The sequence below is a fragment of the Sphingobium sp. WTD-1 genome (genome assembly GCF_030128825.1).
Lineage (GTDB): Bacteria > Pseudomonadota > Alphaproteobacteria > Sphingomonadales > Sphingomonadaceae > Sphingobium.
Map to the genome: position 1 here is coordinate 297615 of NZ_CP119127.1, position 22112 is coordinate 319726.

Below are 22112 nucleotides of genomic sequence, written 5' to 3' on the forward strand. Positions count from 1 at the left end.
GATGTTTACGAGCGCCTTTCTGCGAATGAAGGTAACCCCGCCGGCGGTCACAATTCGCGCCGAGGTTCTTGGACCAGACGATGCGCCGGCGAGCCGCGTCCGCTCTCGCGATCACAGCTCCTCCTGGTCCTGCCGCATTCTTTACGTCGATTCGAAAGGTAAGGAAAAAGAGCGGGATATCACCTGCCGCCGCCTGGACGGATATGGCCATGCCACCCACATTCATGCCTATTGCCATGCCCGCGAGGCACCGCGGATGTTCAAGATTGAGAACATTCGGGAAGTGATGGACCTATCGACCGGGGAGATGGTCGAGGCAAAAAGGCACTTCGCAATGCTCGCAGCCACGGGCGCCCTCCCGTTTGAAGACAAGGGTTTTGCGGACTTCACGAAGATCACGCTCTTCATGGCAAAATGTGACGGCGATTATCATCCGCTCGAAGCCGATGCCCTAGAGGCTGCGATAACTGCCTACGTAATCCGCTTTGGTGGTAATGACGATCTGATCGAGGCAGCCATGCGGAGGACGCCGGCAATCGCACCTGACGGGCGGGATGTTGCTATCGGACTTAAGCGGCTGAAGTCTTCACCGATCGGCGCGCGCGTGTCGCGACTCATCCTAGATCATTGCGGTCTGATCATGGACGCCGATGGGCGGCACGATCAGCGAGAAACCGCCTGGGCATTGGAATTGCAGGAAGCGCTGAGGGCGCAGGTCTAAGCGCTCTCCAACGTGATCCTCTGCCGGATGCCGCTGGCGTTGGATGTCGTCTCAACCGTATCGACCAGCCATTTGACCGCATCGATCTTGCTGCCCCAACCCGACAGGCTGAGTTTGCGACCTGGCGTGATGCGGCAATCCGCAAGCGCCAGATCATATTCGAAGCGATAGCCGCCCCGCGCGCGCTTTTTGGCTTCGGCGTCGGCCGCCTGCCTGGCGTCGGCCTCGCTCGCATAGACGCGCTTCAGGCGTTTCGGGTTGTCGCCGCCGGTTGAGTGGGTCTTCTTCCGCCCTGAGGCCTGGTCATGCCATTGCGCCTGCACCCCGTCATTCTCGTCGCGTTCGGCGCGTGTGAAGCTCCAGGCCCAGCCATCGCGCCGGGTCAGGGTGAGGCCGGGAATGACCGTACCGCTGGGCGTGGTGTCGCTGCCCACCGGCATGAAGATCAGGCGCCGATCCTTCCAGGTGGCGACGGCGTCGAATCGGCTTCCGAGATCCCGGACGAAGGCCATGTCCGACTTGCCATTCTGATCGATGGTGATGGTCTTGCCCGACAGGTCTGGATGCACCTGCGCGGCGACGCCATGGCGGCCGGCAATGTCGGAGAGGATTGTGCCCAGGGTCACGTTCTTCCAGGCCTTGGTCCGGCGTCGGCGATAGCTGCCCGAGAGGTCCGCCGATCGCGCGCGGATCGTGATCCGGTCGGGCGGCCCCGAGGCCTGCACCTCATCCACGGTGAAGCGGCCCTTTTCGACCAGGCCGGGGGTGATGTCGTCGCCCGCTTCCCAGCCCAGCGCGAGCGCGATGATCTTGCCGGGATCCGGCAGCGCCAGACGGCCGTCGGCATTCTGCAGGGTGAGGCTCAGCTCGTCCGCCTCGCCGCCCCGCTTTTCCGTCAGGGTCAGCTCCATGTGGCGGGGATTGACCTTGTCGGCCAGATCCGCGCCGTCGAGCGTCAGGCGCATCGCCGCGCGATTGGCGGTCATCCGTCGACCCGCTTCAGATCCATGGTGAATTGCTGGCCGCGCGGCAGGCCGCCGGCCATGATGCCGACATGGCCAAGGTCCATCGCCTCGATCCGATAATGGCCCATGACATAGCCCAGCCCGTCGACCAGCGGCCAGTTGTCGCCGGTGTCGGCCATTTCGATCAGCCGATCTATCGACGCATAGCTGCAGGCGACTTCGGGAACGACCAGCCCGGCGATCGTCACCAGATCCTCACCGGGACCGGCGAACTGGCTGGCGGGGCGCGCGCCGAAGCGGTCCATTTCCTCATGGCGCCAGCTGATGCGGCGTTGCAGATCCTGATAGGGGATGGTGTCCATGCCGAAGATGAACATGCCCAGCGTCATCAGGTGCGCCGGGCTGACGATGGGGAGCGTGGCCATTGGCCCGGTCTGGCCCCCGCGCGCGCGCGAAGCGAGCGGGCGGCCGGGTAAATGGGGCTGTTACCAGCCCAGCAGATGCAGGATGCCCCGGACGAAGCACCATAGCCCCAGCCCGGTGATCAGCAGGATTTCAATGGCGTCCCTGAATCTCATTGCGCGCGGCTTCCGTCATGAAGGCACTGCGGGTCAATTTGCGCAGTGCGGCGGCCTGGTCGATGGCATCGAGCATGCCCCGGTCCAGCGACAGGTTGATGCGCATAAGCTTGTTCGCCGACACGATATGCGGGACGGCGAGCAGGAAGGCGCCGTCGGCCAGGTCATCCTTTGCCGCTTCGCGCACCTGGTCGACCGGTCTTGGATCGACGGCGTCGGCATCCTCGAACCAGAGTTCCAGCGCCTCGACCGCGTTGGCCAAAACATCCTCCTGCCGATCGGCGGCAGAAAAGCAGCCGGGCAGATCGGGGAAGCTGACACCGAAGGCGCTATCCGCATCCTTATGCACCAAGGCATAGAAATATTTCATGGTCTTATCCGTTTCCTTTCACAGCGGAGCATGGCTCCTTTCAGAGCCAGCCCGCCGCCTTCGCAATCGACCGGGCGGTGCCGATCGGAAGGTCCTTCTTCGGGTGCGGCACGATGATCGTCACGGCGCCCTTGCGGAACTTATGGTGAGAGCCCCTCACTGAAATCTGCTCGAAACCCTCTTCGAGCAACCGCTTGACGATCTTCTTGCTGTCCCGTTCCATGTGTAAATATATACACATGGCGCGCAGCCCATGCAAGGGGGTTTGTGTAAATAAATACACATCGGCGTAACTGACTATTCGTCGTCGAAACCGCGCCGGCGCTTCTGGTCCTCCGCCTTCCTGATCTTCTCCATCACCTTTTCCGCCAGCGCTTCGGCATCTTCGCCCGGCAGCTGCTTGATATGGAAATGATAGCTGTTGCCGGCGGGCGGCGGATCGGCGGGGCCGTTGCGCCCACGGGCACCGGCGGCGGCAGGCGATGCCATGGCGAGCGCACCGGAGGCCAGGACGCCGGCGGCCATGCGTCCGGCGGCCCGCGCAGGGCCGTGGCGGTTGCCGTCGATGCCGCGTTCCAGACCGCCGGCGACATGGCCGCCCAGCGCCATGAAGACGCGCGAGGGCGACTTGATGCCGAGATAGGCCTTGAACTGCTGGATGCCGTATTTCGCCATGTCGATCAGCTTCTTGCCGAGCGCCATGGGATTGATAGCGAGCAACAGGCCCTGCATCATCATCGACCCGATATTCTTCATCCAGTCAGGCAAGCCGCCGATCGCGCCCTTCACCCAGGCGACGCCCGCCTTGAACGCGCCGCTGATCTTGTCCCAATGGCTATAGACCAGGTAGGCGGCGACGCCGAGGGCTACGACGATGCCGGTGATGATCAGCACGATCGGGTTGGCGAGCATCATCGCGCCAGCGCGCAGGAAGCCCCGGCCCATGAAGAGCGCGGCGGTGCGTAGCAGCGAGAAGGCCGGCGCTGCCTTTTTCAGGATCCCGCCGGTCGTGGTGATGAGCGTTCCGAATTTGGATACACCCTCCACCTTACGGAAAAAGGCGATGGTCGATCCAAGCGGCCCCAGGATGCCGCCGAAAGCGAATTTCAGCACGCCCAGCCCCATCCGCAGGCCGATGAGCGCGGACAGCGTGGTCACTATGGTCGATGCCAGCTGCGGGTTGGCCTGCGCCCAATCGCGCATGGACAGCACCACACCACGCACCGATTGGGCGGCGCTGGTGATAGTCGGCAGCATCGTCGTGCCCAGCTCGATATTGAGCGCCTTGAGCGAGTTCATGGCAAGCCCGGTCGCGCCCTCCGTCGTGGCGATGGCGGCCAGATATTCCTTGTTCATCGACCCGGCATAGGCCGCCTTGTTGCCGACCAGCGCGAAGTTCGCCTGCAGCTTGTCGAGGTTTACCAGCATCGGGGAGATCGCGCCGACAGATTCGGATCCGAACAGGTCGGTAAGCATGCCGGCTTGTGCTGCCTTCGGCACCTTGCTCAGGCGCTGCAGCACATCCGTGATCGCGCGCCCGGCGTCCTTCTGCATCCGCCCTGCCAGATCCGTGGCCGTCAGGCCCAAAGTCTTGAGAACGGCTTCCTGGCTCTTGGTGGCGGATGTTCCCTTGGTCAGGGCGAGCATCATGTTCTTGATGCCGGTGGCTGCCACCTCCTCTTCGACGCCGACGCTGTTGAGCAGCTGGGCCATGGCGCCCACCTGAGACGCGGAAACGCCGGCCACACCGCCTAGCGCGCCGATCCGCGTGATGACGCCTGCCACCGCAGTGGCATTGCCGCCATAGGTATTGGTCAGCGCGTTGACCTGGTCGGATAGGCGAACGACATCGGCCTGCCCGAGCGAGAAGGCGGTGCGCCATTTGGCCATCATGCCGCCGGCCTCATCGCCGGTCATGTCGAAGGCGACGCCCATTTTGGCCGCGTCCTCCGCGAAACGCAGCAGCTCCTTGCGCGGAATGTTGGCCCGGCCTGCCGCCGCGACGATCGCGGCGATGCCTTCGGCCGCCATGGGGATGCGCGTGGACAGGGTCAGGATATCGCTGCCCATCTGGGCATAAGCCTTGGGCGTCGGGAAATCGACGACCTTGCGGACATCGGCCATGGCGGCTTCGAAGGTCATGGCCTGTTTCGCTGCGGCGATCAGGGGAATGGCGTTGACGGCGGCGCCGACGATGCTGTCGCGCCCGCTGTCCTTCAGTTCCCGGCCGCGCCGGTGCATCGCTGCTTTGTCGGCATTGATGGCCATCAGCCGTTGCTGTCGATTGATACGCTCCTGGACCTGTTCCAGTTCGATCATCTTCTGCTTTTGCTGATCCCAGAGCGCATTCGCCTTGCCACTAGTGCGCGAGATGCGCCGGTCATACTCAGCAATTTCCTGCTCCAGCTTTTTCGCTTCGCCCGTCAGTGCTCGGAGCGACTTGGAGCCGCTCTTGCCCAGGCCGACAATGTTCTTCAGCGCGCCCGACATCTTGTCGACGCCGATGAAGTTGACCAGCAGGGAGAGTTTATTGTTCATCAGCTTTCCTTGCCGCCCCACATGGTATTGAAGCGGGCCGTGGCCCGCCCGCTCCATTCGATCAGCTCAGGCAGGTCCAGTTCGCGCAGTTCCGACAGGGGCCAGTGGAAAACCGCCGCGATATTGGCCATCAGGTCGTAGGCATCAGTCCCGCGACGTAGCTTTCGATCGCCTTCTTCTCCGACGCCGTCATAAAAAAACCACGGATCGTGCCCCCGATTTCGGCCAGGTCATCGGCCTCCAGATTGTCCGCCTCATCCTTGATCAGGATCGGGTCGGAGATGCGCTGCACCAGGGTGATGATGGTGCCGATATCGGTCTGGAGAATGTCCTGCAGGGTCAGGCCGCGCAGTTCGCCGCCCTTGGGCTTGCGCAGGGTCAGCTTCTCGATCGTCGTTTCGCCGCGAATGATAGGCGTGTTGAGGGTGACAGTTTCGAAGCGGTTCTTGTTCTCGCTGGCGGCAGCGACTTGCGGGTCGGTCATGCGGGGATCCTTTGCGGCGGGGCGGAATGGGCCGATGGGGTTTCAAGGAGAGGAAGTCCCCACCGGCCCACCGCCGGACGGCAGCCCCGCATAAGGCCGCCCGGCGGATCGGTGCGCGGGCGTCAGCCCATCAGGATCGCCATGATCTCCGCATAGCGATCGATGCCGTTGACGATGAAGACGCCCTGGATGAAGTCGATCTCTACCTCCGTGCGACCGTCGACGACGCGGCGATAGTAAGAGAGCGCGGCGGTATATTTATGCTCGGTCTGGTCGCCGGGCTTGTCCTTGCCCAGGTCGATTTCGGTGAAGCGGCCGCCGGCGTAGATCTCGACCGCCTGGGCGGCGCTGCCGTCGTCGGCGCGATAGGCGCATACCAGGCGCAGGCGCGTGCCCTCAATGCTGGTTGTGCCGAATTCGCGGACCAGGCTGACTTCATGGCCGCCGAAGGTCAGGGTCGCTTCCATCGCGGCGACACCCTTGTCGAGCTTGACCGCGCCGACCATGCCGCCGCCGCGATAATCCTCCGTCTCGATCGCCAGCTTGGGCTGTTCGAATTCGGAGACGACGCCGAGATAGGAGACGCCATTCTTGAAGGCGTTGATGTTCACAAGGTTACGGGGCAGGCCCATGGCTCTAGTCCTTTAGCGATCGAGGAAATCAGGCGAGCTGCTCAGCAAAGCCGTCATAATATTCGGCCGTGTTGATCAGTTCGACGATCGGGTTTTCCAGCGGCGCGACCGCCGTATATTTGAGGCTGATGGTCGGGCGCCCCGATGCCAGCGCAGCCGAGCTGTTCTTCGACGGATCATAATAGGCCAGCGCGCCAATCAGTCGGCCATCCACCACCAGCTGGCGCAGCTGCGCGTTGATGGTTTCCAGCACATCCTTGATCAGGCCCACCGTCATCGGCTGATCGAGGAAGGGAGCGAGCGCCGACAGGATCATGTCCTGCAGGGCGAAGCTGGTCAGTACCGCGCTTTCGAAGCTGAATTCGGGCTGATCATCGCCGGCACAGGTGCGGTTGCCCCAGAAGCGGAAACCGTCATTCCGGATCAGGGTGACGATCTGGGCCGCGTTCAGCAGGCCGGCGTCGTTGCTTTCGTCCTGCAGGTCGAAATGGACATCGCGGGTCAGGCCGGTGACGCCGCCGATCGTGACGTTGCTGATCGTCTTGTGCCAGCCCTGTTCCTCCGTGATCTTCGCCCGCAGGCCCAGCGCGCGGGCGACCGCGTCGCCGGGCGTGACGTCGGAGGTGTCGGGCCAGATCAGGGTGAGTTCCCGGTCGCCGAAATTGTCGCGGTAGAGGATGGCGTCGGCGACATCGTCACCCTGCGCCTGGGCATAGACGCGGGCGCGCAGCTTCTTGGCCGCGACCACCAGCTCAGCGGTCACCGCCTGACTGTCCAGTCCCGGCGCGCCCAGGATGCGCGGGCGGATGCCGACCTTGCTTTCCGCCGCCAGCAGCGCCTGGATACCGGTGTAGAGATTGCCGTCCGTGCCGCCGATGACATTGGCATCGGTTTCGGCCTGGTCATCGCCTTCCGCGACCCGCACGACGATGACGATCGGGCTGGTCTGGTCGCCGATCGCCTCCAGCGCGGCCTTGAGCGTGCCGCCCGTGCCTGCATTGCCGGCGGCCGCGTCGACATCACTGATCAGCACCGGGATGTTGAGGGGAAAGGCTTCGTCGAGCGCGTCGGTGGGTGCGCCAGCGGCGGCCGTCGCGGTAGCGATCAGGCCGATATAGCCCAGGCTCGACGCCAGGATGGTGCGGGCGCCGGTGGTGGTTTCGCGGATGGTGATGCCGTGCATGGTTGGCCTTTCAGCTGGCAATGGTCGAGGGGAGCGGGATGGACAGGGTCGTGCGCGCCGTGGCCGCCGGGACGTCGGTTCGGGTGCCGGTGATGGTGATGGCGAGATTGCCCTGCGCCGGGGATCCGGAGAGGGTGACGCGGGTCACCTTGATGCGGGGTTCCCAGCGGCGCAGCGCAACGGCGGTGGCCGCGCGCAGCAGCATCGCCGTTGCCGCATTCAGGGGCTGGTCGATCAGGTCGAAGATGAACGAGCCATAGTCGCGCAGCATTACCCGCGATCCCAGCGGGGTGCTGAGGATATCCGCGATCGAGCCGGCGAGATGATCCGCGCCCTCGATCGCTTTCCCGGTGGTGGCGCTCATGCCCTTCATAGCCACGAACCATGGCCCGCAATGTCGCGCGCGCGAAGGGCGCGGCGGGGTAGGAGGCGGTGCTACCCCGCGACAGGCGGCCCGGACTGCGCGGCGCCGGCCTGGACGTTGCCATGCTTATGGTTTTTCAGGCTGATGCCGTCGGCGGTGACATCGTCGGTCGCGATCATGGCGCCCTGCAGATCGACATTGCCCTCGATCCGGACATCGCCGCGCAGGGTGATACCGCCGGGCGCTTCGACCAGCGCGGTGGCACCGGCGGGCAGGATGGCGGTGAGCGCATGCGCCTCCGGATCATAGCCGATGCGCGCGCCGTCTTCATACTCGACCAGTTCGGCCAGCGTGGATCCGGGCGGCGGGAAAGCGTCGCTCCAGATCCCGACCAGGGCGATGGCGGCGGCGATCTGGCCATCGGGGACCAGCAGCAGCGCCTGTTCGCCCTCGCTGGGCGGCGACCAGCTGCGGGTCTTTCCAGCGCGCGCGGCGAGCCAGCGGATCGGCGGGGTTTCCGCGCCGCCATCCTCATCATCCGGGTCGCCATAGCGCACGGTGCAGCGCGCGGCGTCCAGATCGACCGAGGCGATCGAGCCGAGGCGGATCAGTTCCGACAGGTCGGCGGGGATATCCTCCTGCTGCCTCACGGAATGTGACAGGCCCGGTCGATCGCGCGGATCGTCAGCTCCGCCGCCGTGCGCACGGTCGCCGCATTGTCGCAGGAGATGGCCGGCATCGTCTGACAGGCGCCAGTCAGCAGCAGGGCAGGCAGCAGGATCAGGCGACGGATCATTCGCCCTTGCCCCCATTTTGCGCGCCGGTGAACAGGAAGGCCATGACCAGGCCGATCAGGCCCTGGATCACGATCGCCTGCGCCAGGCTCTTGAACAGGTCGTTCTGCGCCAGCTCCGGGCGGATCAGGATCATCACCAGGACGAAGATGGTGAGCGCGAACGAGCCACCGCCGGCGATGATGCGGGCGGTGGCCATGGTGATGGGTGGCAGCTTCATCGTGCCCAGTCCCCGGTCTTCGCCTTGAGCCAGGTGATGAAGTCGCCGACCGTCTTGCCTTCAAGGATGGAGCGATTGGCCCTGGTCGCGGCCGGGCCGGCGATCAGGTCGGCGCGGGTGTTGATGTTGGCGCCGATCAGCGCGGCGGCGGTGAGCCGGCCAAGGAAGTGCGCCGCATAGAGGGTAGCCCGATTGATCGGGATCGACTTGACCTGCAGATAGACGGCGTTCTTGCGGGTGAAGCTCTTGGCCCGGTCGGTCTGCTCATCGGGCGTCGGCTTGAGGCCGCCGAAGGCCTGGGCCATGTCCGCGCCCCATTTGCCGCCTTCGGCCGCCCAAGTCGACTTGATGAACTGATAGAGGCCCGAGGCGCTGGAGGTGGCGGCCTTCACATAGGGGCGGTCCCCGCTTTCGATCTTCGAGAGCATTGGCCAGTAGCTGGCCGGGATGCCGACCGCCGGCAGATCCTGCGGCGGGGCGATGCGGTCGAGCTTCGCGATCGTGTCGTGCCCCGCCCAGCCATCGACCAGCAGGCCATGAACCCGCTGAAACAGGCGCACGAAGGCATCGTCATCGAGCGGCAGAGCGAGGTGGGGGAGTGCAACCGGGGCGGTGTCGCCCAGCTTGCCGATGGTGCGGGCGCCAGCGACGCCGTCGGGCGAGAGGCCGAAGCGCGTCTGGAACAGGCAGACGAAGGCGTTGTCGGCAAGAGGGGTCATCGGATCTTCTCCAGTCGGTCTTCCATGTCGGCGGGGACGTTCAGATGCAGGGGAAAGGCATCGCCCAGGATGGCGCGCACCTGCAGCAGTTCGGGGCTGTTGGGATCGGACCGATATTCCTTAGCCACCAGGATGTTCACCGCCACGGTCAGGCGGGTGATCCTCTCTTCAAGCTGGTCGACGCGGATGTTGAGCGATTGCACTTTCTGTGATTCTTCCCCCTGCAGCCTGGCCTCGCGCTCCTGCCGGCGCTCATCCCGCTTGCCCCACCATTCGAGCAGCCATTTGGCGCCGGCGCCGAGGCCGAACAGCCCACCGCCGCCCAGCAGCCATTGCGCCGTGGTCGGTTCATCAGCCATCGGGACGGGCAGGATCGGCGCCGCGATCGGGCGCGTGGTGGCAGATGATGCTGTCGATTGTCATGATACCCCTCGCGAAGGCCGATCCTGTGGACGGCATGGCGCGACGCATCGCGCGCGCGAAGGGGCTGGCAGGGTAAGGCGCGCTGTTACCGGGCGGGATGAGTAAAGGGCGGAATGCCAGGGCACCCCGCCCGATCGTGTCAGGCGGCCGGGACCGGGATGCTGTAGCGCGCCCGGATCACCCGTTCGGCCAGATCGCGCAGGGCCGTGTCGAAGTGCAGGGCGACATCGAACAACATGATCAGGCCGATGTCGCCGCCGACCAACTGGCCCTGTGCCGCGGACCCGTAAGGATTGACGCCGCTGACATGAAATTCACGATGCACGTTGGGCAGGGCGCCGGCGGCGGTGTCGCCCTGCGTCTCGCTGATGACGCCGGTGTCGACCCGCATCGTGCGGATGCACATGTTGTTGCCGAGCGCGCCCACCTCCTGCGGCTTGCCGGCCATCCACTGCATCGCCGGGCCGTCTGCATATTTGAGGTTGGCCAGATCGGTCAGCGTCCCGCCAAGCGCGCCACCACTATTAATGCGCAGGCCCTGGCTGCCGGCGCCGGCATCGGTGTCCGAATTCTGGAGATAGGTCATGTCGGTGCGACCGACCGTCGCAGCGCCGGCGATGAAGCTGTTCTGGTTGGGGCCGCTGCGGCCGACCACGAGCTGGGTGAATTCACCCGCCGGAAACAGATTCTGTCCCCCATCCCACAACTGGTTGATGCCGCTGGTGAAAAACAGCGACGGGACAGTGCGATAGGCGGCGATATTCTGGAGGGTCGGCAGCGCGGTGCGCTCCTTGACCAGCATCTTGCGGGTCTTTCGGCAGCGCCAGCCATCCTTGTCGAAGCCATGGCCTGCGTCCCACCAGTGCAGCAGGCGCGGATGACGAACCAGCAGACGTTCGTCGGCGGTGGGAGAAATGATCGGCGTGCCGGCGCTGGCCGGGTTTGCATAGGCGGTCTTGGTTTCGCGACTGGTCATGCGCTGATCCTTCAGGAAAGCACGGGAAGGGGGACGACCTGCTTGCAGGCCCAATGATAGAGGACAGCGCCATCCTGCGGATCGGTGCTGTATTCGGCGGCGGACCGGATGCCACTGCGCCCGCCAGCGAGGCGGCCGACACCCGCTTCCGTTCCGCGATTGGCGATGAAGAAGCGGGGGCGCAGTCCCGCAGGCGGCGCGGCCAGGGTGATTTCGATCGTGTCGGCCGCGTCGGCGACGACGGCAATGCCGGTGATTTCAGGCGGCGCACCGGAGCCATCGACGAAATTGATGCCCTTGCCAGCGCCCAGATTGCTGATCTTCACCTTCTCGTCGGTCGCTTCGATCGCGATGGGCATGGTGTAGCGGACCCGCGCCACGGTCGGGCTTTGCCACCAGGCGTCGATCACCTTCAGCGGGTCCAGCCCGCGACCGAACTGATCTTCGCAAATGACATGGCCGAACATCTGGCCGATGCGGCGATAGGCGCGGCAGGAGGGATGCACCTTGTCGCCGCTGTCGTCGGTCCAGTAGATCGGCCCGACCGTGCGGACATAGGGGCTGAGTTCGGGCGCTGTGAGCTGGCCCATGGCGACCGGGATATCGGTATCCTTGGCGCCGACATCCTTGGGCCGGTCGGTCTGGCTGACGAAGAAGAGCGGGGTTCGATCCTGTTCGGGATTGAGGCGGCGGATGATGTCCGCAAATGCGGTGTGCCATTGGACCATGTCACGACGATAGGTCGCCGCCGTCGTGCCATAGGTCGTGTCCTGTTCCCCCAGCAGGATGCAGGCGTTCAGCACCTCCAGGCGCTTGCCCTGCCCGGCGGCGACAGCGCGCGCATTGACGATGAGATTTTGGAGGAAGCGCCAGGGGATGCCGCCTTCCTTTAGGCCTGTCCCGCCCGGATTGCCGGCATAGGAGGTGCCGCCCCAGGCGCAGTTTGCGAAGATGATCTGTTGCTTGAAGCCAAGATCAGCCTGCATCCGGCGCATGATGGCGTCCGCCATGCCCGCGCAGATGCTTTCCTTGTTATGCGTGCTGTCCTTCTTCACCTCGATCAGGTCGGAGAAGCTATTGAAAACCGTGTCTTCCGGCCAAGGATTGGCGCCAGGCATAAGCGCATAGCCGGGATGCTCGGCAACCGTCGTGACGGGGTTGTCATCCGCGTTGGAATTATATCCGCCCGCCAGGCTCTGACCCATGACGATGATCAGATAGACCACCATCGCTTCGGTCGGGAAGCTAAGGCCGGTGGTGGCATTGTAGCCATAGGCGAGGGCGGGTTTGGCCGCGACCGTCGCCGCGCCACCGACTTCCAGAACCACGCCCCCTACGGCGGCCTTGGTCGGGCCGGTAATTTCCTTGCCCGAAATCAGGCGCCCGGTGCTGTCGCATTCATAATGATCGAACAGGCCGACCAGCGGCACGATGTCCGGCGCCGGCGCGCGCAGCTTTTCGACCAGAAAGCCGGCCTGATATTCAAATTCCCGGTTGCCGATCCATCCTGAAACCAGGCGGCCGTCGGGATCGGTGGTGAAATTGTCGAACATGCCGACCAGGGGGACGATATCTTCCACCACGACGGCGTCATCGGCCTGCGCGGCGAGGCGCGCCAGTTCTGCGTCAGCGGCGGCCATGGTGCGATCGGGCTGGAGGCCGGCCTTGAGATAGGTCATCGCGATCCCCCTTCAGATTGCCAGGTCGATGGTGGCGAAATGCGCCTTGAGGCGCGCGTAGAGCAGGTCGATCTGCGCATTGCCGAGGATGCCGACGATCAGGCCGGCGCCCGCGATGGCGAGATTGGCCGGCGTCACGACCGTGTGGTCATGGTTGTTGCCGATGGTCCATGGCACCGGGCCATAGACGCCGGTCGCGTCGATCGCGGCGGCGACATCGGCCGACGCGGTGATGCTGCGGCGGTGGAGCGAGCAGCCATTGGGCTGGACACAGCCGACCAGCAAATCCCAGCCCGCGCCGGTGCCGACGTTAAGCGGCAGGCTGGGCGAACCGATGAAGCCGACGCCTGACCCGGTGCTGATCAGCATCTTGTAGGCGCCGCCGGCCGACGGATCGATGACCAGATCGACGAAGCGCTGGTTGGCGCCGCCCGACGAACCGATGAATGTTTCGGCGACGGGTGCGGCGGCGGTGCTGTGCGTCCTGACCAAGGCCCAGGCGGTGAAGGCTTCGCCCAGGTCGCGCGGCGCGATCGGCGTGTCGGTCCACCCGCCAGCGCCCCAGCCCGCGCCGAAAGAGACGCCTTCGGGTGAAACGTCATTGCCGTTGAGGCTATAGTCCCAACCCTGGTGATTGGGATGGTCGAGACCCAGAAGCCAGGTCGCAACCTCGCCATCGAAATCGACCGGTCGCTGGGTCCAGCCAAGGCCGAGGCCAGAGGCGTCGGCACTGTCGGACATAAGGATTTGTGGGACGGTCATGTCTGGCCCTTCAAAGCATGATGGGGATGCGGAAATGGCGGCAGTAATTGCGCATGCGGTGGTTGATGCCGGCGGGGTCGAAGACATGGTCCTCGCTGTCGGCCAGGTTGCCGCGCGCGCCCTTGATCCGCCCGGTCTGCCAATTTTCGCCTTCGACCTGGCTGTCGCGCAGCGCGTAACAGAGCATGTCGCCATGCTTGAGATCGGCGGCGGCGGTCAGGCGGACGCGGTTGCGAGCATGGATGACCGGCGCGCTGGCGAGGGCGATATCGCCGACGCCCGGCCGCTCGATGTAGAAGCCATGGTTGGTCGCGGCGGCGACCTGGATGGTGTCCCAGACCAGTGGGGGCTTGGGCACATGGAAGAGAATATCCACCACGCGCGGCCCCTGGCGCTTGGCGCGGATCGGCTGCAATGGGCGGAACTTGCGCGCCGGATCATAGACCAGCGTCCCGTCCGCATCTTCGAACAGGGACTGGAGATAGGCCCGGCTCGCATAGGCGCCCAATATCTTGGACGATCGCGCCGTGAAGTGGACGCCCGACACCGCCGCGCCGTCGCCCGGCACATAGTCGAGCATATAGGTCGGCCCGGCCATGATGAACCATGGATTGGTGTCGCACAGGATCGCCTGCGCCAGGGTGATGCCGATCGGGTCGGCCTTGCCATAGCCCGCCAGATTGAAGCTGGAGGTCTGTGCGTGGACGCAGACGACGGGCCGATGTTCGCCAACCGCGCCGGCAACGTCGCGCTCGAAGTCGCGGCGTTCCTTTGCCACGATCTTGCGCCAGGCGGCGGGATCGGTCTGGAGCGAGATATCCGCCTCACCCTGGACCCGGATATAATAAGGGACGCTGACCGACTGACCCAGTGAACGGGCATATTGGACGCCGAACCGCATCTGGCTGGTGAGGCGGTTATAATAGCCGCTGCCGCGCGCCAGGCGCGCCGCTTCGGTGCCGGCCTCGCCCGCCGAGTGGAAGAGCATGGTCATGTTCATGTCGGCCAGGCTGAGGCCGAAGCGGCTGTCCATCGTCTCCAGCGAAGCAAGGCCGGCGCCCGACGCCGGCGTTTCGCCCCGGATGCCCGATGCCGTTTCATGCAGGGGGACGACGCTGGCATAGTCGGCACCGATGGTGCCATCGTCCTGGGGACGAACCCCGCCGACGAACATCAGCAGCCGATCGGAAAATGCGGTGGTCGTCAGGATCGGCAGGCTCTCATAGCCTTCGCTGGTGGACTGGCCGTAGAGCGCGACGTTGGCCGCTTCGGTGTTGAGCGCGTTGATCGGCGCCACGACATGTTCGACGCCATGGGCATCGGTGCGCCGGGGCGCGGCAAGCGCATAGCCGTTCCGGTCCACCTCGACCCGCGAATAGATGCCGCGGATATGCCGGGCCGGCTCGCGCCCCATGAAGCGCTTGAGATGGCCGTCATGCTCGAAAATGGCGACGGCATAGCCGCGCAGATCGGCAAGGATGGCGAGCGGCCTGATCGCCCGATTGCCGATGGGCAGGATCGAGCGGACATAGTCGCGCAGGCGCGCCCGGCCCGTCTGCTCGCTATTTTCCAGCACGACATGTTCGGTGCCGTCGAGGTCGAGGATTTCGGGGAGGTCGAGGATTTTCGGCATCGTCTACTCCGCCGGCCAGAGGGGATGGTCGGCGACGGCGAAGCCGGCCAGGGCATCGGTGCCCAGCTGGTCAATCTCTGCCTCGATCGCGTCGGAGCCGGCGCGGATCGCGTCGATCGCGGCGAAGCGGGCGGCGCCCGCCGGCGACGGCGCGCGCTGGTCGTTCAGCTGGCGCCAGATCGGCGCGACAGCCTCGATCCGGCGCGCGGCCTCGCGCTTCACCTGACGGGCCAGAGCGACGCGCCGCATGGCGGTGGTGATAACGGGCCGGCGGATACGCGGCTTGCCATTTTCGCCCGCCTCGATCGCCGCGCCGGTGGCTTGCGCGTCGAGCAGCTCGCGGTGACGGGCGGCGGTCACCGGCTGCGCATCGGCGGGGATGACGGCATGCAGCGCGTCGTCGAAGAAGCCATGCGCGCTGGCGGAGTAGTAGAGCGCCATGGTCAGACCCCCAATGCGAGATAGATGCGCGTCGCGCTGCTGTCGTCGGCGCTGAAGACGGAAAAGCCGGTCTGGCTGATCGAGGAGGCGACCAGCACCGGCGGGTTGTCCTGGCTGTCGGCGCCGCCGCTGACGCCGCCATCGGACACGACGGCAAAGCATTGCGCGGGAAAGGCGATCGGGAAGAGCGCGGCCGACGTCGCATTGGGCAGGGCCGAAAAGCGGCCCCATTGCAGGATCAGGCCGCCCAGCCCCGGCAGATGCGCATAGCCATTCTGCGCCAGCAGGCGGGGCAGGCCGGCCAGCGCGCCGGGCGTCACCGCCCGGTCGGTCGCGGCGCCAGCGGCGACATCGGCCGCCGTCGCCGCCAGGACGGTCAGGATGCGGCTGTCGCTGAGGTTGCCGCCGCCGGTGACCAGGCCGGCGCCGGTGATGGTGCGGGCGATCAGCGCGGCAAAGGCGGCGGCAAAGTCAGGCTCGCCAGGGGCTATCAGTTCGCCCAGGGCGTTCAGGACCAGGCGCAGCTTAAGCGGGGTGATGATGCGCTGATCGTCGATGCCGGCATGGGCCTCAGCGGCCGTGGCAATTTCAGCAACGCCCTTCACCGTCTCGCTGGCGGGGGGCATCAGGAAGGTGGTGTCGCCGAAGACGATGTCGCCGGCGACGCCATTGGAAAAGCCGATGTCCAGCGCCAGCAGGAAGAAGGAGATGGACACCTTGCGAAATATCGGCGTGGGCTGGCTGTAGATGGCGAACAGCGTGCCATCGTCCAGATAGAGGCCCAGGCCACGCAGCTCGTAAATATCCTCGCTGACGTCCTGGGCGGTCATGTGAATGACCGTTTCGCTGACGGCTTCGCCGGCAATGGCCTCGATCCGCTTCAGTTCGCCCGGCACAGCGCTGATGGTCGGCGCCATGGTGAAGGCATTCTCGCTAATGCCGAGCGAGGCGATCTGGATGGGATCGGTGCCGCCGCCCTGGGCATCGACCAGCGCGTCGAGGCCGGCGGCGGTGACCATGAAGAGAGCCGGGTCCATGTCAGACTTCCAGGAAGGTGGCGTCGGCGGCCAGGATCGGTTCGCCGTCGCGGGTTTGCAGATAGGTGGCCCAGACCGGATCAAGCGCGCTGTCCTGGTCCGCATGGGCGTCGAGGCGGGTCAGGCCGCCAATCTGGGCGGCGGACACCAGCCAGGCGCGTGCCTCCGCCCGCAGCTTGAACACGGCCAGCATGTTGGCCCGGACGGGCTTGACCTGGGCGATGTCGCGCAGGATCCGCGCGACCAGATTTTCGTCGTAGAAGACGTCGCTTTCCGCGAGCAGCGGCAGCTCAAGACGGAAATGATAGGGCGGCAGCGTGTCGCGATCCTTGAACCACTCGACGATCTCGATCAGCGGATCGAAGCGATCGAGGACGGTGCGGAGCGAAGCCGGTGTGCCCTTGCGGCGCTGGAACTGGATGGCGTCGGCGATGGCCGCGCGCTTTTCCGCTTCGGACCAGACCGAATCCCAAAGGTCGATGCTCAGCCCCCAGGCGAGCCAGGGCAGCAGCGCAACCGGACAGGTCGCTGGGTTCCAGATGGTGTCGATCGCGACCGGGACATCGGCCAGCGATGCCGCCGGGGCGAGCGACAGGGCGCGCTCCAGCGGGGAGGCGTTGGGCGGCAGGAGATGGGCGGGGCCGGCCATCAGGCAACCTCGACCAGGATCGATGTCGGGTGCGCGGCCTGGGTGCGGCTGATCGCGATATCGGCCGCCGGGCTGATCAGCTCCAGCGTTTCGACCCCGGCGACCTGCAGGGCGCCGGCGTGGCCGCTATAGCTGACCAGGCGCCCGAGGCGGCGGCGCTGCGCCAGATAGGTGTCGAGCGCGGCCTGCGCGGTCGAAAGGACCAGGGCGGTGTCGGGACCATAGGCGATATGCAGCCGGGCATGGATCGTATAGCCGACGATCTGCGCGCTCTGCACCGAAACGCTGTCGGTGAGCGGGCGCACCTCATCATGGGTGACGATCGCCTCTACCGCCGCGATCTGTTCCGGTGTGGCGGTGCCATCGCCCGCTTCATTGAGCAGGGTGACCAGCACTTCGCCCGGCGCGGCCATGATCGCGCTGGCGTCCGAGATGGTGACGTCGGCCGACAGGGCGTGGAAGACATAGGCGCTTTCCGGCCCGGCCACCGAATAGCTGTCGGGTGCGAGCTGGATGCGGCGCAACAGTGCGGTGTCGCTCTCGCCATCGAGCCGGCCGACGCCGAAATAGGCGCCCAAATTCTCCAGATCCGCGCCGGTGGCAAAGGGCAGCAGCATCGACACGGCGCGCTCGTTGAAATTCTGGCGCATCAGCAGTTCGCGATAGGCAAACACCTCGACCAGCTTCATCGCCGGGTCGCTTTCGACCAGGGCGTCGAAATCCGCATAGCGCGACTGGAATTCGGCGAGGATCCGCGCCTTGATCGTCTCGAAGTCGAGCGTCTCCACCACCTGCGGCGGCGGCAGGCGGGACAGGTCTACGGCGACGGAGGCGGGCGGAAGGGAAGCCATGTCCATCGCATGGCGGCAGGACGCGCGCGCGCGAAGCGGGTGGCCGGGTAGCACGGCCTGCTACCGATGGATGTTGTCAGCCGGCGTCCGGTTCGAGGAAGGACGCGGCGGTTTCCATCACGATCAGCCTGTCGCCATCGGCAAAGCCCAGCAGGCGGCGCTCGACATATTTGGCGCGAATCGTGCGCCCGTCGCGCAGGCGTCCGACGCGATCGGTCTCGCCATAATGGTGGACCGACGCGATGCGGTCGATCGCGGCGGATGCGGGCGTGATCTCCACCCCATCCGCGTCGGCCGAGACCTTCCACGACTTGGCGAGGCGCAAACGGCGAAACATGCGCGATCCGGCCTTGCGGCGGACGCGGCCGCGCTCATTGACCGATGCCTTGCGCTTTTCCATCGCGCCGCCGTCCGGCTCGACATTGGCGCCGATGCGCATCAGGTTGGCGCGGCGAAGTTCCTGCCCCAGCTTGATGGTCGCGCGGCGCCGGCGGCCCGGATCCATGCCGGCGAGGATGCGCCCCAGCCATTGCTCGAATTCGGCGAGATCCTCAGCCATCGATGTCGACGCCGGCGAACGGCGGGACCGGCATCACGCCGCCAAAGCCCAGATCCTCGCCGAACAGCGGGTCGGGTTCGGCGAGATAGGACATGTCATAGCCCCCGCCGGCCTTCGACGCGACGGTGACATTCTGGGTCAGTCGGATCTGCAACAGGACGTCGGCCATGCCATTGTCGAGCGGATCGACGTCGAAGGTGAAGCCCTCCTTGGGCGGCACCACCAGGTCGGGCTGGTTGACGCGCAGCCAGCGGAAGATCGCATGGGCCAGCACCGCGAAATCGCTGCCCATCTCCACTATCAGCACATTGGCCTCATATTCGAAGCCGAAGGCGTCAGTGGCGGTCGCCTGGCAACGGCCGGAGCCGCGCGCGATCCAGAGGCGCAAATTCTCCGGGCTTTTCTGTAGTTCGGGCAGCGCCTGGGTAATGGCCGCGCGCAGGCTGTCGAGCTTGTTCATCGCGTCAGTCCCACAGGTTCACGGTTTCCAGCACTGCCGGCGCCAGCTGCGCCTGGTCGGGCAGGATGACCGCGGTTCCGCCGGGCAACGCCGGGCCGAGCGCGGCCAGGCCGGGATTGAGGGCCAGCACCTGTTCCGTCACGCCCTTGGTGCGGCCCAGCTCGCGCCAGCAGATGGCGTCGACGGTGTCGCCGTTCAGGGCGGTGGCGATGGTCATGATAGCAGGTCATCCGCCACCGCCCGCAAGAGCGTCCGTTCCAGATCGTAGACGCCGATGTTGCCCTGCGGATCGGGTTCGACGGACACAATGACCCCAGAGGATAGGCCGATTTTAAGCTGCCGGCGATCGATGAAAAAATGGGTCACGGACGACACATCGATAGTGACGCTATTGTTCAACGTAAGAAAGCGTTGTGCCATCAGATCAGCTCCACCCGGTTGCGTTCGACCGGCTTTTCGGCGGCGATGCTGCGCAGATCGGCGACGGCGGCCAGTGCGCGGCGGCGCAGTTCGTCGCTGGTCAGATCCTTTTCCGCCGAGCGATCGAGGCCCTGATCGGTGGCGGTGACGTCGCGATAGTCGGCCGCCAGATCGGCGCCGGCGAAATAGCGGACGATCCGCTCCCACAGCAGCACCGCATAGTTGCGGCCATTGAGCATCTGATCGGTCACCTGGTCGAGGCTGGTGGCGCCGGCCAGCACGCGGGCGGTGCGCCAGTCCGCCAGCTCGCGAAACGCATGGACCATGGCGCCCTCCATTGCCTCGATCAGGCGCGCATTGGTCACCGCCCCTTCGCCCAGGCGCAGACGTTCGCGGACCTCGTCCAGCTTGACCGGGGGAAACCAGTCATCCGCCACCACTTGCGCGCCGGCGGGATCGGGCGCGGGAACGGGGGACGAGATAAGGCCGGTCATGGGTGGTTCCTGTATTTTGGGGGGTGGGGATGGCTGGGCCGTGCGGGCCGTGCAGGGCCGTCCGGACCGTCCATCCGCCCCCCAGCGCCGTGGGGCGGGCCGTTCTGGCTATTGGACGCCGGCGGCGGCGGCCTCTGCCAATTTCTTGAGCATCTGCGTCACGCGCTTGATGTCGGTCTTTACGCCGACATTGGCGTCGAGATGCAGCGCGCGTTTCAGATGGGTCAGCGCTTCCTCCGCATAGGCGGCCTTGCCACCCGCCGGCGCATTGTCGGCCGTGGGGTCGAAGGCGTCGGCGCGGCGCTCATAGGCGCGGCCGATGGCCTTGTGCAGTTTGGCACGGGCGGGGTCGGGCATGTCGGCGCCGACGGTCATGGCGTTGACCTGCACCAGCTGTTCCAGCGTCACCAGCTCATGCTGTTCCAGCGCGACGGTGGCGATGTCTTCGGCCAGGAAACAGGCGGCGGTGCGGTTGTAGCGTTCGGGCAGGGTCAGGTTGAATTTCAGGACATGGGCGCCCAGGCGCAGCGCATAGTCGACATCGCGATAGTCGATCGCCCAGATCATGTTGGTCACAAGGATTTCGTCCTGCGCCGCCAGGCCCTGTTCGCCGGCGGCGAGAGCACCCTCGATCCAGTCGGCATAGGCGGTGGCCATTTCGGCCTTCATCGGGTTGCGCGCCTCGATCGAGGCGACGTCGGCTAGCTTGCGCAGGTCATCATGGAGCAGGACGCGAATCATCGCATATTCGCGGCCCGCCTCCGTGTCGCCTTGGGGTTCGGGGGGTGCGGCGGTGCTGGCGTCCTTGATGGCCGCGCCGCTCATCTGCGCGCGGATCTTCTGCTGGTGGCGGCGGAAGGGGCTGACCATGATGTCTCCTGATGATTGGACCGCTCGATCCGGCGGCGGCCGACCGGGCGGTCTCGGAGCAGCGCTCCCCGCCACGGTCATCTGCAGGCTCTGGTGGGGCCGGCCCGGATGCCAGCCACCACCGTCAAAGCCCCTGCGTATTAGGGGCGCCGAAACTAGGGACGGGCACCGAAGGTGATGTTTTCGGCCATGACCATGAAATCGGTGTCCTCGATCACATAGCCCTCGTTGACGCTGTTATAGTCGACCAGGGACGCCTTGTTTTCCGGCTCATCCTTGATGTAGCGGCGGCGCGAACCTTCCTGATAATAGAGCGAGAGGTTCGATCCGTCGGTTGCGCCGGCGGGTGCCAGCGGGGTGACGACCATGGTGCCTTCGGGGAAGAAGGGCACGATCGCCGCCGGGCGACCGCCGATCTGCTTGGACGACATGACGATGTCGGACACGGTCTGATCGCTGGTCGATTTCCCGCCGTCGATCGTGTCCGCCAGCGGGCGGTTGACCATGGGGAAATATTTCTCGTCGATCATGTCCTGGCTGACCAGCACGACATGATCGGTCGAGCTGCGCGCCCAGGACGGCATGCCCGCGATCAGGTCATAGGCCAGCGCATCGATGTTCTTGTAATCGCCGGCGGCATGATCGGCGTCCGGGCCGATATAGATGGGCGCGGCGGCGCCGGTGGCGGTGGTGACGCCGCCCGTGGTGACCATGGCGCGGCCGAGGACATGATCCGGCTTTTCCAGGCGCAGCTTCTGCAGCCAACCGATATTGACGTCTTCGCCCAGCGGGTTGTCTTCCGGATCGGTGTCATCCGCCGCAGCGACGCCATTCCAGCCGACCATGATGCGGCTGAGCGCGACGGAAATCGCGACCTGACGGGCATAGCGCTGCGCGAAGTCAGGGAAACGCGACCAGGCGTCGATGATTTCCCAAGGCAGCCAGGTGTCGAATTCGGTGTCATGCAGCTGGAACTTGCGGTCCTGCAGGTTGCCGACATATTTCGGCTTGCGGGGCAGGTTGCTGCGCGAGGTGCGGCTAGCGATCAGGTTCTTGGCGTTCATGCCGATCACCTGGCCGATCATGTCGCGCACCGGCATGATGTTGACGCGCTGGAGGAAGCCGACATTTTCGCGCTGCAGATCCTCCAGGCGCTGTTCAGCGGTGGGATCGAGTGCGAACTGATGCTGGACGCCGCGCGATGCGCCATTCAGCTGCGCAATGGCCGTGAACATGCCATCGAGCGCCCGGCGGCCGCGATCCGAAAGAGTATATTTCGCCATGTAGAAT

General features: G+C 65.5%; 31 protein-coding genes. 1 reads left to right on the forward strand and 30 read right to left on the reverse strand.

The window, feature by feature from the left end; all coding sequences use genetic code 11:
* Window position 1 precedes the first annotated feature (1 nt).
* The gene (locus N6H05_RS01485) at window positions 2–721 is read left to right on the forward strand and encodes a tellurite resistance TerB family protein (protein ID WP_284112428.1); all 720 of its coding nucleotides are present in this window, start codon (window positions 2–4) and stop codon (window positions 719–721) included.
* Here the strand turns inward: N6H05_RS01485 and N6H05_RS01490 are convergent.
* From N6H05_RS01490 to N6H05_RS01635, 30 genes are all read right to left on the reverse strand, one after another.
* Entirely contained in the window at window positions 718–1707 is a 990-nt protein-coding gene (locus tag N6H05_RS01490; RefSeq protein WP_284112429.1) for a contractile injection system protein, VgrG/Pvc8 family, read from the reverse strand. The two genes, N6H05_RS01485 and N6H05_RS01490, sit on opposite strands and share 4 nt — an antisense overlap.
* Window positions 1704–2111: a phage tail protein gene (locus N6H05_RS01495; RefSeq protein ID WP_284112430.1), complete on the reverse strand. Its 408-nt coding sequence runs from the start codon at window positions 2109–2111 to the stop codon at window positions 1704–1706. Before N6H05_RS01495 ends, N6H05_RS01490 begins: the two co-directional genes overlap by 4 nt.
* Before the next feature lie 130 nt (window positions 2112–2241).
* Window positions 2242–2634, reverse strand: a complete 393-nt coding sequence (locus tag N6H05_RS01500; RefSeq protein ID WP_284112431.1) for a type II toxin-antitoxin system HicB family antitoxin — start codon at window positions 2632–2634, stop codon at window positions 2242–2244.
* Between the two features lie 40 nt (window positions 2635–2674).
* Window positions 2675–2857 (reverse strand): type II toxin-antitoxin system HicA family toxin, encoded by a 183-nt coding sequence (locus N6H05_RS01505; protein ID WP_284112432.1) that lies wholly within the window; start codon window positions 2855–2857, stop codon window positions 2675–2677.
* Window positions 2858–2931: 74 nt separating this feature from the next.
* The gene (locus N6H05_RS01510; protein WP_284112433.1) at window positions 2932–5172 is read right to left on the reverse strand and encodes a phage tail tape measure protein; all 2241 of its coding nucleotides are present in this window, start codon (window positions 5170–5172) and stop codon (window positions 2932–2934) included.
* Complete coding sequence (locus N6H05_RS01515; RefSeq protein ID WP_284112434.1) at window positions 5172–5303, reverse strand: GpE family phage tail protein; 132 nt, start codon at window positions 5301–5303, stop codon at window positions 5172–5174. The genes N6H05_RS01510 and N6H05_RS01515 overlap by 1 nt, the downstream gene beginning before the upstream one ends.
* A complete protein-coding gene (locus tag N6H05_RS01520) occupies window positions 5303–5656 on the reverse strand; it encodes a phage tail assembly protein (protein WP_284112436.1) in 354 nt (117 codons plus the stop codon). Before N6H05_RS01520 ends, N6H05_RS01515 begins: the two co-directional genes overlap by 1 nt.
* Window positions 5657–5778: 122 nt before the next feature.
* Entirely contained in the window at window positions 5779–6288 is a 510-nt protein-coding gene (locus tag N6H05_RS01525) for a phage major tail tube protein (protein WP_284112437.1), read from the reverse strand.
* Between the two features lie 28 nt (window positions 6289–6316).
* Window positions 6317–7471, reverse strand: a complete 1155-nt coding sequence (locus tag N6H05_RS01530; protein ID WP_284112438.1) for a phage tail sheath subtilisin-like domain-containing protein — start codon at window positions 7469–7471, stop codon at window positions 6317–6319.
* Window positions 7472–7481: 10 nt separating this feature from the next.
* Window positions 7482–7835 carry a GPW/gp25 family protein gene (locus N6H05_RS01535; RefSeq protein ID WP_284112439.1) on the reverse strand — a complete coding sequence of 118 codons (354 nt, stop codon included), beginning with the start codon at window positions 7833–7835 and terminating at the stop codon, window positions 7482–7484.
* A gap of 71 nt (window positions 7836–7906) precedes the next feature.
* Window positions 7907–8485, reverse strand: a complete 579-nt coding sequence (locus N6H05_RS01540; RefSeq protein WP_284112440.1) for a phage baseplate assembly protein V — start codon at window positions 8483–8485, stop codon at window positions 7907–7909.
* Window positions 8482–8631 carry a hypothetical protein gene (locus tag N6H05_RS01545; RefSeq protein WP_284112441.1) on the reverse strand — a complete coding sequence of 50 codons (150 nt, stop codon included), beginning with the start codon at window positions 8629–8631 and terminating at the stop codon, window positions 8482–8484. The genes N6H05_RS01540 and N6H05_RS01545 overlap by 4 nt, the downstream gene beginning before the upstream one ends.
* Window positions 8628–8849, reverse strand: coding sequence for a hypothetical protein (locus N6H05_RS01550; RefSeq protein WP_063140733.1), 222 nt, complete (start codon window positions 8847–8849; stop codon window positions 8628–8630). The genes N6H05_RS01545 and N6H05_RS01550 overlap by 4 nt, the downstream gene beginning before the upstream one ends.
* Window positions 8846–9568 (reverse strand): hypothetical protein, encoded by a 723-nt coding sequence (locus N6H05_RS01555; RefSeq protein ID WP_284112443.1) that lies wholly within the window; start codon window positions 9566–9568, stop codon window positions 8846–8848. Before N6H05_RS01555 ends, N6H05_RS01550 begins: the two co-directional genes overlap by 4 nt.
* Window positions 9565–9927 carry a hypothetical protein gene (locus N6H05_RS01560; protein ID WP_284112444.1) on the reverse strand — a complete coding sequence of 121 codons (363 nt, stop codon included), beginning with the start codon at window positions 9925–9927 and terminating at the stop codon, window positions 9565–9567. The genes N6H05_RS01555 and N6H05_RS01560 overlap by 4 nt, the downstream gene beginning before the upstream one ends.
* A 203-nt stretch (window positions 9928–10130) precedes the next feature.
* The gene (locus tag N6H05_RS01565) at window positions 10131–10967 is read right to left on the reverse strand and encodes a hypothetical protein (RefSeq protein ID WP_284112445.1); all 837 of its coding nucleotides are present in this window, start codon (window positions 10965–10967) and stop codon (window positions 10131–10133) included.
* Between the two features lie 11 nt (window positions 10968–10978).
* Window positions 10979–12646, reverse strand: a complete 1668-nt coding sequence (locus N6H05_RS01570; protein WP_284112446.1) for a hypothetical protein — start codon at window positions 12644–12646, stop codon at window positions 10979–10981.
* A gap of 12 nt (window positions 12647–12658) precedes the next feature.
* Window positions 12659–13408: a hypothetical protein gene (locus tag N6H05_RS01575; RefSeq protein ID WP_284112447.1), complete on the reverse strand. Its 750-nt coding sequence runs from the start codon at window positions 13406–13408 to the stop codon at window positions 12659–12661.
* 10 nt (window positions 13409–13418) lie between these two features.
* The gene (locus N6H05_RS01580) at window positions 13419–15041 is read right to left on the reverse strand and encodes a hypothetical protein (RefSeq protein ID WP_284112448.1); all 1623 of its coding nucleotides are present in this window, start codon (window positions 15039–15041) and stop codon (window positions 13419–13421) included.
* Between the two features lie 3 nt (window positions 15042–15044).
* Window positions 15045–15482, reverse strand: coding sequence for a hypothetical protein (locus N6H05_RS01585; protein WP_284112449.1), 438 nt, complete (start codon window positions 15480–15482; stop codon window positions 15045–15047).
* A gap of 2 nt (window positions 15483–15484) precedes the next feature.
* On the reverse strand, window positions 15485–16519 hold the full coding sequence (locus tag N6H05_RS01590) for a gp53-like domain-containing protein (protein WP_284112450.1): 1035 nt from the start codon (window positions 16517–16519) through the stop codon (window positions 15485–15487).
* A gap of 1 nt (window position 16520) precedes the next feature.
* A complete protein-coding gene (locus N6H05_RS01595; protein ID WP_284112451.1) occupies window positions 16521–17168 on the reverse strand; it encodes a phage tail protein I in 648 nt (215 codons plus the stop codon).
* Complete coding sequence (locus N6H05_RS01600; protein ID WP_284112452.1) at window positions 17168–18019, reverse strand: baseplate assembly protein; 852 nt, start codon at window positions 18017–18019, stop codon at window positions 17168–17170. Before N6H05_RS01600 ends, N6H05_RS01595 begins: the two co-directional genes overlap by 1 nt.
* A 76-nt stretch (window positions 18020–18095) precedes the next feature.
* Window positions 18096–18578: a phage virion morphogenesis protein gene (locus N6H05_RS01605; protein WP_284112453.1), complete on the reverse strand. Its 483-nt coding sequence runs from the start codon at window positions 18576–18578 to the stop codon at window positions 18096–18098.
* The gene (locus N6H05_RS01610; protein ID WP_284112454.1) at window positions 18571–19038 is read right to left on the reverse strand and encodes a phage tail protein; all 468 of its coding nucleotides are present in this window, start codon (window positions 19036–19038) and stop codon (window positions 18571–18573) included. Before N6H05_RS01610 ends, N6H05_RS01605 begins: the two co-directional genes overlap by 8 nt.
* Before the next feature lie 4 nt (window positions 19039–19042).
* On the reverse strand, window positions 19043–19255 hold the full coding sequence (locus tag N6H05_RS01615; protein ID WP_284112455.1) for a tail protein X: 213 nt from the start codon (window positions 19253–19255) through the stop codon (window positions 19043–19045).
* The gene (locus N6H05_RS01620; RefSeq protein ID WP_284112456.1) at window positions 19252–19458 is read right to left on the reverse strand and encodes a hypothetical protein; all 207 of its coding nucleotides are present in this window, start codon (window positions 19456–19458) and stop codon (window positions 19252–19254) included. Before N6H05_RS01620 ends, N6H05_RS01615 begins: the two co-directional genes overlap by 4 nt.
* Window positions 19458–19952 carry a head completion/stabilization protein gene (locus N6H05_RS01625; RefSeq protein WP_284112457.1) on the reverse strand — a complete coding sequence of 165 codons (495 nt, stop codon included), beginning with the start codon at window positions 19950–19952 and terminating at the stop codon, window positions 19458–19460. Before N6H05_RS01625 ends, N6H05_RS01620 begins: the two co-directional genes overlap by 1 nt.
* 108 nt (window positions 19953–20060) lie before the next feature.
* Entirely contained in the window at window positions 20061–20822 is a 762-nt protein-coding gene (gene gpM, locus N6H05_RS01630) for a phage terminase small subunit (RefSeq protein WP_284112458.1), read from the reverse strand.
* 155 nt (window positions 20823–20977) lie between these two features.
* Window positions 20978–22105 carry a phage major capsid protein, P2 family gene (locus N6H05_RS01635; RefSeq protein ID WP_284112459.1) on the reverse strand — a complete coding sequence of 376 codons (1128 nt, stop codon included), beginning with the start codon at window positions 22103–22105 and terminating at the stop codon, window positions 20978–20980.
* Window positions 22106–22112 lie beyond the last annotated feature (7 nt).

Bases quoted from the DNA above. Each gene is read 5' to 3' on its own strand.
- N6H05_RS01635 (WP_284112459.1), bottom strand. From the start codon at position 22,105: ATGGCGAAATATACTCTTTCGGATCGCGGCCGCCGGGCGCTCGATGGC.
- N6H05_RS01620 (WP_284112456.1), bottom strand. From the start codon at position 19,458: ATGGCACAACGCTTTCTTACGTTGAACAATAGCGTCACTATCGATGTG.
- N6H05_RS01585 (WP_284112449.1), bottom strand. From the start codon at position 15,482: ATGGCGCTCTACTACTCCGCCAGCGCGCATGGCTTCTTCGACGACGCG.
- gpM (WP_284112458.1), bottom strand. From the start codon at position 20,822: ATGGTCAGCCCCTTCCGCCGCCACCAGCAGAAGATCCGCGCGCAGATG.
- N6H05_RS01520 (WP_284112436.1), bottom strand. From the start codon at position 5,656: ATGACCGACCCGCAAGTCGCTGCCGCCAGCGAGAACAAGAACCGCTTC.
- N6H05_RS01505 (WP_284112432.1), bottom strand. From the start codon at position 2,857: ATGGAACGGGACAGCAAGAAGATCGTCAAGCGGTTGCTCGAAGAGGGT.
- N6H05_RS01510 (WP_284112433.1), bottom strand. From the start codon at position 5,172: ATGAACAATAAACTCTCCCTGCTGGTCAACTTCATCGGCGTCGACAAG.
- N6H05_RS01500 (WP_284112431.1), bottom strand. From the start codon at position 2,634: ATGAAATATTTCTATGCCTTGGTGCATAAGGATGCGGATAGCGCCTTC.
- N6H05_RS01625 (WP_284112457.1), bottom strand. From the start codon at position 19,952: ATGACCGGCCTTATCTCGTCCCCCGTTCCCGCGCCCGATCCCGCCGGC.
- N6H05_RS01570 (WP_284112446.1), bottom strand. From the start codon at position 12,646: ATGACCTATCTCAAGGCCGGCCTCCAGCCCGATCGCACCATGGCCGCC.
- N6H05_RS01575 (WP_284112447.1), bottom strand. From the start codon at position 13,408: ATGACCGTCCCACAAATCCTTATGTCCGACAGTGCCGACGCCTCTGGC.
- N6H05_RS01535 (WP_284112439.1), bottom strand. From the start codon at position 7,835: ATGAGCGCCACCACCGGGAAAGCGATCGAGGGCGCGGATCATCTCGCC.
- N6H05_RS01545 (WP_284112441.1), bottom strand. From the start codon at position 8,631: ATGATCCGTCGCCTGATCCTGCTGCCTGCCCTGCTGCTGACTGGCGCC.
- N6H05_RS01595 (WP_284112451.1), bottom strand. From the start codon at position 17,168: ATGGCCGGCCCCGCCCATCTCCTGCCGCCCAACGCCTCCCCGCTGGAG.
- N6H05_RS01485 (WP_284112428.1), top strand. From the start codon at position 2: ATGTTTACGAGCGCCTTTCTGCGAATGAAGGTAACCCCGCCGGCGGTC.
- N6H05_RS01565 (WP_284112445.1), bottom strand. From the start codon at position 10,967: ATGACCAGTCGCGAAACCAAGACCGCCTATGCAAACCCGGCCAGCGCC.
- N6H05_RS01580 (WP_284112448.1), bottom strand. From the start codon at position 15,041: ATGCCGAAAATCCTCGACCTCCCCGAAATCCTCGACCTCGACGGCACC.
- N6H05_RS01515 (WP_284112434.1), bottom strand. From the start codon at position 5,303: ATGGCCAATATCGCGGCGGTTTTCCACTGGCCCCTGTCGGAACTGCGC.
- N6H05_RS01560 (WP_284112444.1), bottom strand. From the start codon at position 9,927: ATGGCTGATGAACCGACCACGGCGCAATGGCTGCTGGGCGGCGGTGGG.
- N6H05_RS01555 (WP_284112443.1), bottom strand. From the start codon at position 9,568: ATGACCCCTCTTGCCGACAACGCCTTCGTCTGCCTGTTCCAGACGCGC.
- N6H05_RS01610 (WP_284112454.1), bottom strand. From the start codon at position 19,038: ATGAACAAGCTCGACAGCCTGCGCGCGGCCATTACCCAGGCGCTGCCC.
- N6H05_RS01525 (WP_284112437.1), bottom strand. From the start codon at position 6,288: ATGGGCCTGCCCCGTAACCTTGTGAACATCAACGCCTTCAAGAATGGC.
- N6H05_RS01495 (WP_284112430.1), bottom strand. From the start codon at position 2,111: ATGGCCACGCTCCCCATCGTCAGCCCGGCGCACCTGATGACGCTGGGC.
- N6H05_RS01605 (WP_284112453.1), bottom strand. From the start codon at position 18,578: ATGGCTGAGGATCTCGCCGAATTCGAGCAATGGCTGGGGCGCATCCTC.
- N6H05_RS01490 (WP_284112429.1), bottom strand. From the start codon at position 1,707: ATGACCGCCAATCGCGCGGCGATGCGCCTGACGCTCGACGGCGCGGAT.
- N6H05_RS01615 (WP_284112455.1), bottom strand. From the start codon at position 19,255: ATGACCATCGCCACCGCCCTGAACGGCGACACCGTCGACGCCATCTGC.
- N6H05_RS01530 (WP_284112438.1), bottom strand. From the start codon at position 7,471: ATGCACGGCATCACCATCCGCGAAACCACCACCGGCGCCCGCACCATC.
- N6H05_RS01600 (WP_284112452.1), bottom strand. From the start codon at position 18,019: ATGGCTTCCCTTCCGCCCGCCTCCGTCGCCGTAGACCTGTCCCGCCTG.
- N6H05_RS01590 (WP_284112450.1), bottom strand. From the start codon at position 16,519: ATGGACCCGGCTCTCTTCATGGTCACCGCCGCCGGCCTCGACGCGCTG.
- N6H05_RS01550 (WP_063140733.1), bottom strand. From the start codon at position 8,849: ATGAAGCTGCCACCCATCACCATGGCCACCGCCCGCATCATCGCCGGC.